The 14,846-nt window shown below is 62.5% G+C and carries 15 protein-coding genes; 5 read left to right on the plus strand and 10 right to left on the minus strand.

Translation table 11 applies throughout. The annotated features are described in order from the left end of the window. Nucleotides 1–269: 269 nt before the first annotated feature. From BX592_RS25460 to BX592_RS25475, 4 genes are all read right to left on the minus strand, one after another. Complete coding sequence (locus BX592_RS25460) at nt 270–989, minus strand: GntR family transcriptional regulator (protein WP_134195840.1); 720 nt, start codon at nt 987–989, stop codon at nt 270–272. A gap of 296 nt (nt 990–1,285) precedes the next feature. Continuing rightward, nucleotides 1,286–2,215 carry a muramoyltetrapeptide carboxypeptidase gene (gene ldcA / locus BX592_RS25465; RefSeq protein ID WP_134195842.1) on the minus strand — a complete coding sequence of 310 codons (930 nt, stop codon included), beginning with the start codon at nt 2,213–2,215 and terminating at the stop codon, nt 1,286–1,288. 72 nt (nt 2,216–2,287) lie between these two features. Then, complete coding sequence (gene tadA / locus BX592_RS25470; protein ID WP_377681674.1) at nt 2,288–2,935, minus strand: tRNA adenosine(34) deaminase TadA; 648 nt, start codon at nt 2,933–2,935, stop codon at nt 2,288–2,290. Nucleotides 2,936–3,033: 98 nt separating this feature from the next. Next, the gene (locus tag BX592_RS25475) at nt 3,034–3,432 is read right to left on the minus strand and encodes a DnaJ family domain-containing protein (RefSeq protein WP_134195844.1); all 399 of its coding nucleotides are present in this window, start codon (nt 3,430–3,432) and stop codon (nt 3,034–3,036) included. Nucleotides 3,433–3,682: 250 nt separating this feature from the next. On the opposite strand from BX592_RS25475, the gene BX592_RS25480 reads away from it, so the two are divergent. The 4 genes from BX592_RS25480 (at nt 3,683) to BX592_RS25495 (ending at nt 7,100) form a co-directional block, all read left to right on the plus strand. Then, nucleotides 3,683–3,916: a hypothetical protein gene (locus BX592_RS25480; protein ID WP_134195846.1), complete on the plus strand. Its 234-nt coding sequence runs from the start codon at nt 3,683–3,685 to the stop codon at nt 3,914–3,916. 181 nt (nt 3,917–4,097) lie between these two features. Continuing rightward, the gene (locus BX592_RS25485; protein WP_134195848.1) at nt 4,098–4,838 is read left to right on the plus strand and encodes an ATP-binding cassette domain-containing protein; all 741 of its coding nucleotides are present in this window, start codon (nt 4,098–4,100) and stop codon (nt 4,836–4,838) included. A gap of 61 nt (nt 4,839–4,899) precedes the next feature. Further along, nucleotides 4,900–5,895 (plus strand): ABC transporter permease, encoded by a 996-nt coding sequence (locus tag BX592_RS25490; protein WP_134195850.1) that lies wholly within the window; start codon nt 4,900–4,902, stop codon nt 5,893–5,895. Nucleotides 5,896–6,107: 212 nt separating this feature from the next. Then, complete coding sequence (locus BX592_RS25495) at nt 6,108–7,100, plus strand: sugar-binding protein (RefSeq protein ID WP_134195852.1); 993 nt, start codon at nt 6,108–6,110, stop codon at nt 7,098–7,100. Between the two features lie 165 nt (nt 7,101–7,265). On the opposite strand, the gene BX592_RS25500 is transcribed toward BX592_RS25495, so the two are convergent. The 6 genes from BX592_RS25500 to guaB all read right to left on the minus strand — a co-directional run bounded on the left by BX592_RS25500 (nt 7,266) and on the right by guaB (nt 13,514). Then, on the minus strand, nt 7,266–8,084 hold the full coding sequence (locus BX592_RS25500) for an SDR family oxidoreductase (RefSeq protein WP_134195854.1): 819 nt from the start codon (nt 8,082–8,084) through the stop codon (nt 7,266–7,268). Nucleotides 8,085–8,191: 107 nt separating this feature from the next. After that, the gene (locus tag BX592_RS25505; RefSeq protein WP_134195856.1) at nt 8,192–8,758 is read right to left on the minus strand and encodes a TetR/AcrR family transcriptional regulator; all 567 of its coding nucleotides are present in this window, start codon (nt 8,756–8,758) and stop codon (nt 8,192–8,194) included. Between the two features lie 91 nt (nt 8,759–8,849). Continuing rightward, nucleotides 8,850–9,191, minus strand: a complete 342-nt coding sequence (locus BX592_RS25510; protein WP_134195858.1) for a FitA-like ribbon-helix-helix domain-containing protein — start codon at nt 9,189–9,191, stop codon at nt 8,850–8,852. A gap of 265 nt (nt 9,192–9,456) precedes the next feature. Beyond that, nucleotides 9,457–11,040 carry a glutamine-hydrolyzing GMP synthase gene (guaA, locus tag BX592_RS25515; protein WP_134195860.1) on the minus strand — a complete coding sequence of 528 codons (1,584 nt, stop codon included), beginning with the start codon at nt 11,038–11,040 and terminating at the stop codon, nt 9,457–9,459. A gap of 215 nt (nt 11,041–11,255) precedes the next feature. Continuing rightward, nucleotides 11,256–12,047: a hypothetical protein gene (locus tag BX592_RS25520; RefSeq protein WP_134195862.1), complete on the minus strand. Its 792-nt coding sequence runs from the start codon at nt 12,045–12,047 to the stop codon at nt 11,256–11,258. 6 nt (nt 12,048–12,053) lie between these two features. Beyond that, a complete protein-coding gene (guaB, locus tag BX592_RS25525) occupies nt 12,054–13,514 on the minus strand; it encodes an IMP dehydrogenase (RefSeq protein ID WP_134195864.1) in 1,461 nt (486 codons plus the stop codon). Between the two features lie 313 nt (nt 13,515–13,827). Here guaB and BX592_RS25530 point away from each other — a divergent pair, with 313 nt between their 5' ends. Next, nucleotides 13,828–14,814, plus strand: coding sequence for a DMT family transporter (locus tag BX592_RS25530; protein ID WP_134195866.1), 987 nt, complete (start codon nt 13,828–13,830; stop codon nt 14,812–14,814). Nucleotides 14,815–14,846: the final 32 nt, after the last annotated feature.

A 14,846-nucleotide genomic window follows, 5' to 3' on the forward strand; every position in this document is an offset into this window, starting at 1 on the left:
CCGATTGGCCACTGCATCGTGCATGCCAGTCACGCGGCCGCTCGTCTGCGTGTGACGGCCGATGTATTTCGCATGCGCTTTGCCGCGGTTGTCTCCGTACTGATGTACTTGTTCTCATGGTTTCGGCAGAAGCCGCGGACCTCTGCCGGAACGTCGCCGCGTGATGCAGGGCGCCTCGCGGCAACCTGCGCATCGCGATCTTTCAATTCGAATTCAGGGCGAATTCAGTGCGACCTGCACCGCGCGCGAGCGTGCGGCAACCGCCTGCTTCATCCTGATGCGCGCTGTCCCGCGCGCATGCCGAATACATCGTGCAGATCGGCCGGGCCGGTTGCCGGCCGGTCGAGCATCTTCAGTTCGACGCTTTGCAAATGGCGCGACATCAGTGCCGCGGCGCTTTTCGCATCGCCGGCGTCGAGCGCGCCGAGAATCGCTTCATGGTCTTCGAACGAGCACGGGCTGCGTCCCAGCGATTCATAGAGCGCGGAGATCAAGGTTGAGCGCGCAACCAGTCCGCTCAGGCATTCGCATAGCACAGTATTGCCGGTCAACGACGCGAGTTCGGTGTGAAACTCGCCGGACAGCCTGATCCATGCGGGAAAGTCGCGCGTTTCGAACGCCTTGCGCTCGCGACCGATCATCCCGCCGATCGACTTCAGCCGTTTCGCGCCATGCCCGCCCGCGCAGATCTTCTCGACGACCGCCAGCTCCACAATGCGGCGCATCTCGAACACTTCATGCACCTCCTGCAGCGTCGGACTCGCGACGAACGCGCCGCGATTCGGTTCGAGGTCGACGAGCCGGTCGTTCGCAAGCAGCGTGAGCGCCTGACGGATCGGCCCGCGCTTGACGCCGAACACATCGCACAACTGCGCTTCAGTCAGCTTCGAACCCGGTGCGAGCCGATGCTCGAGGATCGCGGCGCGAATGCGCTCGGCGATCGCTTCGGGTTTCGAACCATTCGACTGGGCGGTGGACGTGTCGGACATGATCAGGCGAGCCGTTTATTGAGATGGATCTTAGGATACCGATCTGGATTGTCAACAATTTTTCTACTGGATTTCCGACAATCTGCCTGAAGGCCTGTCGGCAAAGCGCGCGACACCCTTGCTGGACGAGGCTGTCTGTTTGCCGTGTATGACTTTCGGACTTACTTCAATCGAGCAAAAGGCTCCAACCGCCAGAGAATTTTGTCGACAAAAATGTCCGGGGACGTTGACACGCGGTCGTCGTTTCGAACGCGCAAAAAAGAACGGAGCCGAACGGCTCCGTCAGTTTTTACTCTTCAGCTCTCAAGCACCGGATGCCCGGAGAGTGTGAGCCGGAATCCTTGCGCGTGCGCCACCAGATGCGCATCGGCGCCCACCGGCAAGGTCACCATGTTCGGGATATGACCGAACGGCAGCCCGGTGATCACCGGTATGCCAACGACTGAACGCACCTGCTCGACCATCGCGTTCAGGTCGTAACCGTTGTCGTAGTCGAACTGTTTGCCGCCGGAAAAGTCGCCGAGCAGCAGCGCCTGCTGCCGCTCGAGAATGCCGGCCAGATGCAGTTGATAAATTGCGCGTTCAAGCCGGAACGGCTGCTCGTTGACGTCTTCGATAAACAGAATGCCGCCGTCCACGGGCGGCAGATACGGCGTGCCGACCAGTGACGTCAACACTGCGAGATTGCCGCCCCACAGCATGCCGCTGACGTCCGCCGACTGGACTTGCGGCACGGCGCTCGTGACGGTGAAGGTCGGCTGCGTCAGCGCGTGCCAGAAGTGCTGCATCGTGAACTCGCTGACCGCCGGCGCACCGAAATCGCCGACTAGCATCGGGCCGCCGAACGATGCGACGCCGCAGCGCGCAAGCAACGCGAGCTGGATCGCCGTGAAATCGCTGTGTCCGACGAACGCGATTGGCTGGTCCTTCAGGCGACGCTGCAAACCGTCGTAGTCGAGCCCGTGCAGGATACGTACCGCGCCGTAGCCGCCGCGCACCGCTAGCACGATGTCCGGCAGATCGCGCGACGGATCGGCGAGCCGGTTCAGTTCCGCGGCACGCTCGCTATCCGTGCCCGCGAAGCGCTGAAACCGCCGCTGGGTCGACGGGATATTCTCGAGATGGTGCCCTTGCGCGCGCAAACGCTGTATCGCGAGATGAAGCGCGGTCGGATCGTGCGGGTAGCCCGAGGGCGCGATCAGTTCGATTTTGCGGTGCGGGATCATAAGCGGCTGACGAGTTGTTGTTGGTGACCAGCGTGGCGCCTACGCTTTTGCGCGAGCCCCGGATGCGACGCGTTAAAGCGGCCAGCGCGTGCCGGGATCGCTGCCCGGCGCCTGGGCCGACGTGCGGTCCGTTGCGTTTGACGCCCCGCCGGCATCATCGCCGCTGCCGGTCGTTGCGGCAAGTCGGGCGCGCGCTTCGCGTGACGCGCGCCGCCGGTCTGCGAAAAACGACCTCAACGCGGCCCCACATTCCTCTTCGAGCACGCCACCGACGACTAACGTGTGATGATTCAACTGCGTATTCGCAAACGCGTCAACGACGCTGCCGCATGCGCCGGTTTTCGGGTCGCGTGCGCCGAACACGACGCGCGCGATACGCGCGTGCATGATCGCGCCGGCGCACATCAGACATGGCTCGAGCGTCACGAACAGCTCGCAGCCGGGCAAACGGTAATTCTGCAGACGATCGGCGGCCGCGCGCAACGCCGCCATCTCCGCATGCGCGGAGGGATCGTGCGCGCCGATCGGATGGTTGAAGCCCGTCGCGATGGCTTCGTCGCCGCGCACCAGCACCGCGCCGACCGGCACTTCGCCAGCCGCGCGCGCCTCTTCGGCGGCCGCTTGCGCGAGCCGCATGAAATAGCGATCGCGCTCGGATGCGGTTTCGGGTTCAGGGAATAACGGCGTGTCGGAAGACGCGCTGCGGGCTTCCGGCGCTATCGCCGGTGCGTCTTCAGGGAGTTCAGACTTGTCGACCGCGCGGGCCGCGGAACCGATGTTCACCGGTACCGCGACGGGCTTGTCGGTGGCCGCAACCACTATGACGTCGTGTCGTCGGCGTCGTCGCCGGCCACACGCTCCGACAGGCGCTCAGCAATACGGCGGCAGTATTCGCGCGGCACCAGCATCGGACCGCCGCGCAATGATTCGAGCGCCATATCGATTGCAAGCATCTTCGCCTGCAGCCGGCAGCGCGTCGCGCGATCGCTCACGGCCGCCATTTCGTCGTACAGGCTATGCAGCGCCCGCAGTTGTTCGACGGCAGGCGGCACGAAGCCCGCATTCTTCAGAATCCGGTTCGCGACTCGCACTTCCTCGGGGACCAATGGGTCGTCTTCGAAATTGAGCGGCGCACCGGCGCCTGGCAATTCGTCGAATTCACCACGCGCGGCTGCGGCGGCAATGCGTTGTTCGACTAGCGCATCAAGCAATTTCATTTGCAATCCACTACGTTGCGGCTCGGGCATTCTAACAGCACCCGGCGTATATGTTTCACTCGTAACATAGACGAGACACCCTACATTGAGAATATTCTGATTGCTAGCGCTTCAGGCAAAGGTGTGGTTCAAAGTTTGGATGTTTAAATATGCAATCTAAAACATATTAATTTGCTCGCGATTGCATATTTCCGCTAATTCTTCCGACTCCGCGCACATGCAGCCGCCAACAAATTTGGGACCGGAATCGATGTTCAAGTCCGTCCGAAGCGTCGGTGATGCAGGTCACGACCGTTTCGTCGGTTTCGTCCGCTTTGAGCGTTTCGACCGTTACGCAGCCTCCGCGAAGGCCATCATTCGTGCCGCGCTCTGCGCCGTTGTGTTGGCCCTTGCACTGTCGGGATGCAGCACCTTTTGCGGCATGATGGGTGGCAGCGGCGACAGCGGATTCGCGGGCGGATGTTCGACCGGCGTGCGGTTCTAGCGCGAGCGCGTCACGCTCCTCTGCGTCACGCTCCTCTTCTTCATCGGCATCTATCTGGTTTCGCTTCTGCCCGTTTGTCCGGAAAAACCCGCGATTGTTTTATAAAGACGTGCTGACTAGCATGTCAGTCGTTGCCCGGCCGAACCCATGGGCGTCACTACTGGAGCGAGCGCGACAGGCCATGAGTCTTCTTGAACTCAGAGGCATTTCCAAGCACTTCGGTGCCATTCATGCGCTGAACGATGTGACGTTCAGTCTGGAGCCGGGCCAGGTGGTCGGTCTGATGGGCGACAACGGGGCCGGCAAATCGACACTGGTAAAGGTCATCGCCGGTAACTTTCCGCCGTCGCACGGGGAGCTGCGCATCGACGGCAAACCGGTGCATTTCAACCGGCCCGTCGACGCGCGCGCGCAGGGCATCGAGGTCGTCTACCAGGACCTCGCGCTGTGCGACAACCTGACCGCGGCCGCCAACGTGTTTCTCGGCCGTGAGCCGCGCATCGGTTTCGGCCCCATTCGCATTCTCGACCACGCGACGATGTACCGGCGCGCCGGCGAACTCTTCAAAGAACTCAAATCGGAGACGCGTCCACGCGATCTGGTCCGGCAGATGTCCGGTGGTCAGCGGCAGGCCGTCGCGATCGCGCGCACGCGCCTGTCCGAAGCGCGGCTCGTGATCATGGATGAGCCAACCGCTGCGATCAGCGTGCGCCAGGTGGCGGAGGTGCTCGGCCTGATCAGACGCCTGTCCGAGCATGGCATCGCGGTCATTCTGATCAGCCACCGGATGCCCGATGTTTTCGAGGTCGCCCATCGCGTGGTCGTGATGCGGCGCGGGCGCAAAGTTGCCGACAAGAACACGGATACCTCGTCGCCGGAAGAAGTCACCGGCCTGATCACCGGAGCCATCGCTGCCGCCTGAACCTGCGTCGCACAGCAGAGGAGACCTGAAATTGAACGATGCGCCGGAAAGGCCCACGCCCATGCAGACACTGCTTGACGATCCGCAATCGGCGAGGACGCACACCCGCTGGTCAGGATTGCTCGCGAGCCAGGTGTTCTGGGTCGTGCTCGCGACGATCGTCGCCTGCATTCTGCTGTCACTGACGACGCCCACTTTTGCGACCTCGCAGAATCTGTTCAACGTGACGCGCAACTTCGCGTTCGTTGCGATCGTCGCACTCGGTGCGATGGCGGTGATCGTGACGGGCGGCATCGACATCTCGGTGGGCTCGACCATCGGTGTCAGCGGCATCGTGCTGTCGGTCGTCATGCATGCCGGCTATCCGATCTGGGCCGGCATCGGCCTTGCGCTGCTGACCGCGGGCCTCGTCGGCCTCGTGAACGGCGTGCTGATCGCCTATCTGAACATGCAGCCTTTCGTCGTCACGCTCGGCATGCTGAGCGTCGGGCGCAGTCTCGCGCTGGTGATGTCCGGAGGACGAACCATTTTCGACTTCGGTCCCGACGGCAGCAAACTGCTCGCATTGGGCGGCGGCTCGACGCTCGGCGTCGCCAATCCGGTGTGGTTCCTCGTTGTGCTCGCGGTGCTCTTCTGGTTCACCTTTGCGTTCACGCGTTGGGGCCGCTACGTGTTTGCGGTCGGCGGCAACCGTCATGCGGCGAATCTCACTGGCGTGCCGGTGCGCCGCGTGCTGTGCTCCGTCTATGTGCTCGGCGGCCTGATGGCGGGCGTCGCGGCGGTCCTCGAAGTCGGCTGGCTCGGCGCAGTGACGACCGGCCTCGGCACCGGCGACGAATTACGCGTGATCGCCGCGACGGTGATCGGCGGCACGAATCTGATGGGCGGCATTGGCAGCGCGTTCGGCACGGTGGTCGGCGCAGCGCTTATCGAAGTGATCCGCAACAGCCTGATCCTGCTCGGCGTCGATTCGTTCTGGCAGGGCACGGTGGTGGGCTCGTTCATCATTGTCGCCGTGCTGTTCAACCGGCTCGGCGGCGAACGGCAACAGGACTGAAATGTCTTCACGCGCATCGGCCGGGTTCGCGGCGGGTGCGATCGGAGGCGGTGCGGCCGGACGAAGCGCGGAACGACCGGCCGTAGATGTTCGCAACACCGCAAGGTTCCGCGGGGAGGAGAAAGCCCGAGTATCGGCTTTCCTGGGATCGTTGTGAAAATTGTGCGAGCAGACAGCGGCACCGCCAGACCGGTGCCGAACCGGAGGAAACAATGAAGAAAATGCTGATGTGTGTTGCCGCGATCGGGAGCCTTGCGATGCTGGCCTCCCCCGCGTACGCGGCCGATAAGACCCTGGCGCTGGTGGTCAAGGGGCTCGACAACCCTTACTTCGATCTGATGCATCAGGGATGCGATCGGGCGAACAAGGAGCTTGGCAAGCAGGGTTACAACTGCTACTACACCGGCCCCGCTACCGCAGCCGATGAAAGCGCCGAAGTGCAGATCATCGACGACTTGCTGACCAAAGGCGTCGCGGCCATTGCGATCTCGCCGTCGAACGCGCCGGCCGTGGCCGAAGTGATCCGCCGCCGCAACACGAAGATTCCGGTGATCACCGCGGATGCCGACTTGCTGCCGAAGGACCAGTCGTTGCGCAAGAGCTACGTCGGCACCGACAACTACGAACTGGGCGTCAAGCTCGGCGAACAGTTGAAGCTGCTGAAGCCGAAGGGCGGCAATATCTGTCTCGTGATGGGCAACCCCGCGGCCGACAATATCAACCAGCGCGCGCAGGGCACGCGCGATGCGTTGGGGGGCAAGAAGGGAATCGCGAAGCTCGCGGGCGAGAACGGTTGGCATGAAATCAGCGCGTGCCCGCTGTACGTGAACGACGATGCCGCGAAGGCGAACCAGATGATGCAGGACACGCTGACCGCCAACGCCACCGGGCTCGATGCATTTGTGCTCGAGGGAGGCTGGCCGCTCTTTGCGCCGCAGGCCTATTCGCAGGTTGTCGCGCCGATCATGGACAAGATTGCGAGCGGCAAGTTCGTGATCGTGTCAGCCGATACGCTCGGGCCGGAGTTGCAGGCGCTGAAGGATCATAAGGTCAACGTTCTCGTGGGTCAGCGGCCGGAGGAAATGGGGTATCAGGCCGCGATGGTGATGCGTGATCTTGCGGAAGGCAAGACGGTCAAGCCGATCATCCATACCGGCCTCGATACGTGCACGTGGAAGAACGCGGATACCTGTCTGAAGCATTGATTGAAGCAGTAGCGCGGGTTGCGTCGCTGCTGTGCGAGGCGCGGTGTTGCGCGTAATTCGGGAGCCGAAGCAGTGATGCTTCGGCTCCGTCGTCACGTCGTTTCGATTCTGCGATTTATCGCGCAGCGCGCGTGATCGGATGCGCTTCGCGTTACGCGGGCCTCGTCAGGCGAAGTTTGCTGCGATCGTCGCCAGATAGTCTTCAATCGGCATCGACGCGCGCATCCGCATCAAATCCTTACCGGTCTGGCCGACTAGCGTTCTGAACCGATCGCTCGTGCCGGTCGCGAGCGCGTCGATTTCGTCGACGATCAATTGCGGATCGTCTCTCACGCTTTCGTCCCCAGATGTCATCATCGCGTTCACCTTGTGAATCAGCGGATCGTAGTCGCTTATGTCAGGATGCGTGCTGAACACCACCTTCTCGACAAAGCGATTGCCTTTGAAGCCGCCTGGTTCGACAAGATGCAGATCGATGTTAAACGGCTTGAGTTCGTAGTAAAGCCCTTCGATCAGACCTTCGAGCGCGAATTTGGACATGTTGTACAGCGATCCGGTCGGCACTGCCGTCGTCACGCCCATAAACGAACTGATATTGATGAACCGCCCGCCTTTGCGCTCGCGAAAGTGCGGCAAAAACGCGCGAATCACATTGATCGGGCCGCGCACGTTCACCGCGAACTGCCAGTCAATCGTGGCTTCTTCGACAAACTCCAGCGGACCATAAGAGCCGACGCCTGCGTTGTTGACGACGACGTCGATTCCGCCGAATGCGTCGATCGCTGCGTGTGCGGCGGCGCGCGTTTGCACCGGGTCGGTCACATCGAGCTTGAAGAGCCGGATGCGCTCGTGCGCGACAAGCTGGCTCTCCTGCTCAGGGTCGCGCATCGTCGCGGCGACATTCCAGCCTCGCCGCGCGAAATGGATGGCCGTATGCCGGCCGAGACCGCTGCTGGTGCCGGTGATGAAAATCGACTTTGTCATGTGCACTCCTTGTACGGTTGATTCGCGGCATTGCTCGCCAAAAACTTTTTTGACTGATCGATCTATAATAGAGCATAAAAATGCGCGCACCCTTTGGTGCACGCTTTTCAATCGAGGCTACGCAATGCCATTACGGCGATGTCGCGCAGCACGTCTTTCGGCGCCCCAGCGCGCGCTGCGATCTTGATACCCGACAGCGTCGCGCCGAGAAAATGCGCGGCCGCGCGCGCGTCGATGTCCTGCGAGACTTCACCGTCTGCCTTTGCTTGCGCGACACAACGCTCGAGCGCCGCGCGCAACGTGTGGGCAGCCGTCTCAGAGAGCGTCGTGATGTCAGGATCGGAGCGCCCAAACTCGCAAATTGCCTGGGTACCGAGGCAGGTACGCGCAGGTCTCACGACGAATTCGCTCAACATCTGTTCGATACCCTTGCGCGCGGAAGTTGCGCGGTTGAGGATCTGCAAATGCTCCGACACACTGTCCGCCACATATGCGCGCAAGGCCTCGAGATACAACCCGCGCTTGTCACCGAACGCGTTATACAGACTCTGCCGGCTCAGATTCATCGCCTTGAGCAGGTCTTCGGTTGACGTACCCGCATAGCCGCGCTCGGAAAAGGCCTCAATGGCCTGCGCCAGCGCTTCGTCACGGTCGAATTCTCTCGGTCTTGCCATGGGTTCGAAGCTTCCCAAATATGGACTGAATTGTCAATAACTGATGAGCAAGGCGACAAGCGGAGCCACAGACAATTCGAGTCTCAGGCAATCATCGCATCGAACTCTTCGATTGGCTGACCAACTTTTCGACCTTGGAGAGTCTGTCGCGCGACTGCGCGCGAAACCCGACGCGGCTTCGAATCACGTCCAGCAGATTGCGCGGGTCGCGCGGTGTCTCATCTTCGGACAGCGCTGCTCGCAGGATGTCGTGGACCTCATCCTGCATCGAGCGACCACGCAGCGATGCGCGCGTGCGCAGGCGCGCTTCAGGTTCGTCATCAATGTCATTGATCGTCACACCAGGCATGATTCCTCCATCAAGTGCGGGTGGAATTTTTGGTGAAGATCGGTGAAGACTCCAACCGTCGCGCGCCGGCCTGAGTGCGGCCACCCTCAATGGGGGCCGCTGATTCCAATTTGAGTTCTACGCGCCGGCGTGTCGTTACGAGAGTTGACATAGGCTTCGCGTCCTTGTTTGAGCGACGCCCACACTATCGCATCGATTCTCCCGACGTATGCCATCCAGGTGCGTTCGATTGAGCCCGCATGGTATTTGATAACGGCAGTCGCTCAACCGCTCGGGCGATGCGTCGCTCACGCGACGCATCGCCCTGCATGAATTCCGGGTTACTGACTTCCTCCCGAAGAACCCGCGATCACTCCCACTCGATTGTCGCCGGCGGCTTCCCCGAAATATCGTAGACCACCCGGTTGATGCCGCGCACTTCGTTGATGATACGGTTCGACACATGACCGAGCAGATCATGCGGCAGATGGGCCCAATGCGCAGTCATGAAGTCGAGCGTTTGTACTGCGCGCAACGCAACCACATACTCGTACGTCCGCCCATCCCCCATCACACCGACACTCTTCACCGGCAGGAACACCGCGAACGCCTGGCTTGTCAGGTCGTACCACGACTTGCCGGTCTCCTTATCGATAAACGTGCGCAACGTCTCGATAAAGATGGCATCGGCGCGGCGCAGCAAGTCGGCGAAATCGCGCCGCACCTCGCCGAGAATCCGCACGCCCAGCCCCGGCCCCGGGAACGGATGGCGATAGACCATCGCCGGCGGCAGGCCGAGTTTCACGCCCAGTTCGCGTACTTCGTCCTTGAACAATTCGCGCAGCGGCTCGAGCAGCTTCAGATTCAACGTCTCCGGCAAGCCACCGACGTTATGGTGGCTCTTGATCGTGTGCGCGGCCTTCTTGCCCTTGCCCGCCGATTCGATCACGTCCGGATAGATCGTGCCCTGCGCGAGCCACTTCGCGTCAGTCAGCTTCGCCGCTTCAGTCTGGAACACCTCGACGAATTCCGCGCCGATAATCTTGCGCTTCGCCTCCGGATCGGTCACACCGGCAAGCTTCGACAGAAACGCTTCGCTTGCGTCGACGTGGATCACTTTCACGCCGAGATGGTCGGCAAATGTCGCCATCACCTGCTCGGCTTCGTTCAGGCGCAGCAACCCGTGATCGACAAACACGCAGGTGAGTTGATCGCCGATCGCCCGATGCAGCAGCGCCGCCGCCACCGACGAATCCACACCGCCAGACAGGCCGAGAATCACGTGCTCGTCGCCGACCTGCGCGCGAATGTTTTCGACGGCCTCGTCGATATAGTTGCCCATTTCCCAATCGGGCTTCGCACCGCAGATCTGCAGCACGAAGCGCTCGAGCATCGCGCGCCCCTGTACCGTATGCGTGACCTCCGGGTGCCATTGCAGGCCGTAGAAATGACGCGTTTCATCGGCCATCGCCGCGATCGGGCACGATTCGGTCGACGCCATCAGCCGGAAGCCGGGCGGCATGTCGAGCACCTTGTCGCCGTGGCTCATCCACACTTTCAGCATGCCGTGACCTTCCGGCGTACGGAAGTCTTCGATGCCGTCGAGGAAGCTCGTATGATTGCGCGCCCGTACTTCCGCGTAACCGAATTCGCGCAGGTGACCGGTGTCGACCTTGCCACCCAGTTGCTCCGCCATCGTCTGCATGCCGTAGCAAATTCCGAGCACGGGGACACCGAGTTCGAATACCGCCTGCGGTGCGCGCGGCGTATCGGTGTCAACCACCGAATTCGGCCCGCCGGACAGGATGACGCCGGTCGGCTTGAACTCGCGAATAAATGCATCGCTCACATCGTGCGGATGAATTTCCGACAGCACGTGCGCTTCACGGATGCGACGGGCGATCAGTTGGGTGACTTGCGAACCGAAGTCGAGGATCAGGATCTTGTCATGCATGGCAGCGAGCAGATTCGAATGGAAACAGATACGGAAAACCGCGCAATACGCGCGGCGTCAATTTAACGGCTTTGTGGTTCGAGCGGTTCAGGTGACCCGAGTGGGCTCGATGCGCACGGAAGAAACAAGCGGCGTCTCGCACGGTTCGACGCATCGGCAACACAGAACGCAGGCATACAGCGGGATGGACTGGAAGCGGCGCGAATGCAAGCGCGTTACCCATGGAACGGCGGCCGCGGCGCGCCTGGCGTTCCTGCCGCTTCCCTGCGCGCGTCTTCGCGTGCATCCCGCGCCGCATCCGCGCTCGCCTCTACATGTGGCTGGGCAACCGGTGGCACCGCAGCGCTGTCGCGCTCCGGCGGACGTCCGCTAACCGGATCGACCGCGCGGCCGGTCGCGGGATCAATAACCGGCGTTTGGCGGGCCGCAAGCGTCGGCTCGACAACGGGCTGCGCCGTCGCATAACCGGCCGATGCCGGAGCGGTACGCAGCGCTTCCTGCGCCTTCGCTTCGCGTTTGGCCTCCTGCTTCGCGTCTTTGTCGGCCTGCCGTGCAGCGGCCTTGTCGGTGCGGGCGGAGGCAGGTGCGCCGCCAGCCGCTCGTGCACGTTCGCGACGCCTGACCGCACTCGCGAGACGCACGCCGCCAAGCCCGACGATCAGCAACACAAGCGCCACTACCACTGCGACCAGTTGCTCGAAGCCGGTCAGCGACGGCGTATGCAAGCCGACCACCCAGACCAGCATCAGCACCGCGACAAGCCAGTTCACGTGTCCAACCACCTTCGCGACGGTCGCGGTCAATGCGCCGTCGAGCGACGCATGCAACGCGAGCCACGCAAGCCCGATCAGCGCGATACCGAAGCCCTGCCCGACCAGTGCCGGATCGGTCTGCACGAGGTGCAGCGCGTCGTACAACGATCGCCACGGCGTCAGCAGAAACAGCAGCCCGAACGCCAGCAGCAGCAACCCATCGATGATCAGTACGGCGCGCAGCAGCGGCTTCATTGGCGATCAGTCCACGTGATAGTTGGGCGCTTCCTTCGTGATCTGCACATCATGCACATGCGACTCGCGCATGCCGGCCGCGGTGATCTGGACGAATTCCGCCTTCTCGTGCAGTTCGTCGATGGTCCGGCAGCCGCAGTAGCCCATGCTCGCGCGCACACCGCCGATCAGCTGGAACAGGATCGCGCTGACCGCGCCCTTGTACGCGACACGGCCTTCGATGCCTTCCGGCACGAGCTTGTCGATGTTCGCGGAGTTGTCCTGGAAGTAGCGATCCGCCGCGCCGTCCTTCATCGCGCCGACCGAACCCATGCCACGGTACGACTTGTACTGGCGGCCCTGGTACAGGAACACGTCGCCCGGCGACTCTTCGGTGCCGGCGAACATGCTGCCCATCATCACCGCATTGGCACCGGCCGCGAGCGCCTTGCTGACGTCGCCGGAGAAGCGCACGCCGCCGTCCGCGATGACCGGCACGCCGGAGCCCTTCAGCGCATCCGACACGTTCGCGATCGCGCTGATTTGCGGCACGCCGACACCGGCGACGATACGCGTCGTGCAGATCGAGCCCGGCCCGATGCCGACCTTCACGCCGTCCGCGCCATATTCGACGAGCGCCTTGGCGGCGCTCGCGGTCGCGATATTGCCGCCGATCACTTCGACGTGCGGGAAGTTCTTCTTGACCCACTGCACGCGCTCGAGCACGCCCTTGCTATGGCCATGCGCGGTGTCGACGACGATCACGTCGACGCCCGCCTGCACCAGCAGCGACACGCGCTCTTCGTTGTCCGGGCCCACCCCGACCGCCGCGCCGACGCGCAGCTTGCCGTGTTCGTCCTTGCACGCGTCCGGGTGCTCGGTCTGCTTCGTGATGTCCTTGACGGTCATCAGGCCACGCAATTCGAACGCATCGTTGACCACCAGCACGCGCTCGAGCCGATGGCTATGCATCAGCGCCTTCGCTTCGGCGAGCGGCGTGCCTTCCTTAACCGTCACGAGCCGCTCGCGCGGCGTCATGATCGTGCGCACGGGTTCGTCGAGGCGGGTTTCGAAACGCAGGTCGCGGTTCGTGACGATGCCGATCAGCTGCGCGCCTTCGACGACCGGAAAACCAGAAATGCCATGCTGTTGCGACAGCGCGATCACGTCGCGCACCTTCATTTGCGGCGGCACCGTGATCGGGTCGCGCACGACGCCCGATTCAAAGCGCTTCACCTTCGCGACTTCGCGCGCCTGTTCGGCCGCGGTCAGATTCTTATGGACGATGCCGACGCCGCCTTGTTGCGCCATCACGATCGCGAGACGCGCTTCGGTGACCGTATCCATAGCGGCGGACACGAGAGGCATATTCAGGGAGATATTGCGGGTCAGCCGGGTTTTCAGGCTGGTGTCGCGCGGCAGAACGTCGGAGAAGGCCGGGACGAGGAGCACGTCATCGAACGTGAGTGCTTTCTGGATCAGACGCATGGCAAATCCTATAGGCGCAAAACCGAATTATACGCGATACCTCCCCGCTTTTCATCGCTCGAACAGTAAGTTAGCGAATTTCGTCCGGTTTTTTCGACGGCTGTGGGCGACCGAATTCGCTTTTCGTTTCAGCTCGGGTTCGATCGATTTTCGTTTGTGCAAAGCGCCGGGTTGCTTGCGATTTGGGCACGAAGACGACGGTTGCCGATGCGCCGGCCCAGACGCACATGCAGAATGAAACAAGACTCGACGGCGCGCACCGCGCTATGCTGCGTGCACTTTCCTTTCAAGTTTTTCGGATCAGGGCAGAAACATGCGGCGCGGCGTGATGTACGGGATGATGGCGGGAGCGTTATGGGGCACGGTTTTCCTCGTGCCGCGGCTGCTGTCGGATTTTTCGCCGCTGCTGCTGAGCTCGGGCCGCTACATGATGTACGGCATCGTTTCGGTGATCGTCGCGCTGCCCGGCGCGCGCTCGCTGCTGTCGCGCGTCACCGGTGCGGACGTCGCCGCGCTCGTCAAACTCGCGTTGGCCGGCAACCTGTTGTATTACCTGCTCTTGAGCGGCGCGGTGCATATGGTGGGCATTGCGCCCGCGTCACTGATTGTCGGCGTGCTGCCGGTCACCGTGACGCTGCTCGGCCGCTCCGATCAAGGCGCGGTGCCGCTCACGCGGCTGGTCTGGCCGCTGGCGATGGTGCTGGCCGGCATCGCGTGCATCAACATCAATGTCTTTACCGCAGGCGACAGCGCTGGCGCAACAGCGGGCGGCAACATCGTGACCAGGCTCGCGGGGCTCGCGTGCGCGGTCGGCGCGCTGCTGTCGTGGACGTGGTTCGCGGTCGAAAACGCGCGCTATCTGCAGCGCAATGATCACTTCAGCGGCAGCGAATGGTCGGTGCTGTGGGGCATCGTGACGGGCCTGCTCGGCGCCGCGCTATGGGTTGTCGTCGCCGCGCTGCCGAGCGGATTCGTCACCGCACCGGCCGCCGACACCCGCTGGCATACGTTCTGGTTGCTGAACCTTGGGGTCGCGATCGGTGCGTCGTGGCTTGGCAACGGGCTGTGGAACGCGGCGTCAAAGCGCCTGCCGCTCACGCTTTCGGGCCAGTTGATCGTGTTCGAAACACTGTTTGCGCTGCTCTACGCGTTCGTTTATGACCACCGGCTGCCGCGCCCGCTGGAGGCCGCTGCGATTCTTCTGCTGCTGGCCGGAGTCAGCTGGTCGGTGCGGCAACATGCGGATGACGGCGCAAAACGCACGACGCTGGAAGAGAAGGCGCAGGCGGCCGTGCACTGAGCCGCTAGCGCTGGCAGGGAACCACATTCGCA

Origin of the sequence: Paraburkholderia rhizosphaerae (assembly GCF_004366595.1) — a bacterium.
GTDB lineage: Bacteria > Pseudomonadota > Gammaproteobacteria > Burkholderiales > Burkholderiaceae > Paraburkholderia > Paraburkholderia rhizosphaerae.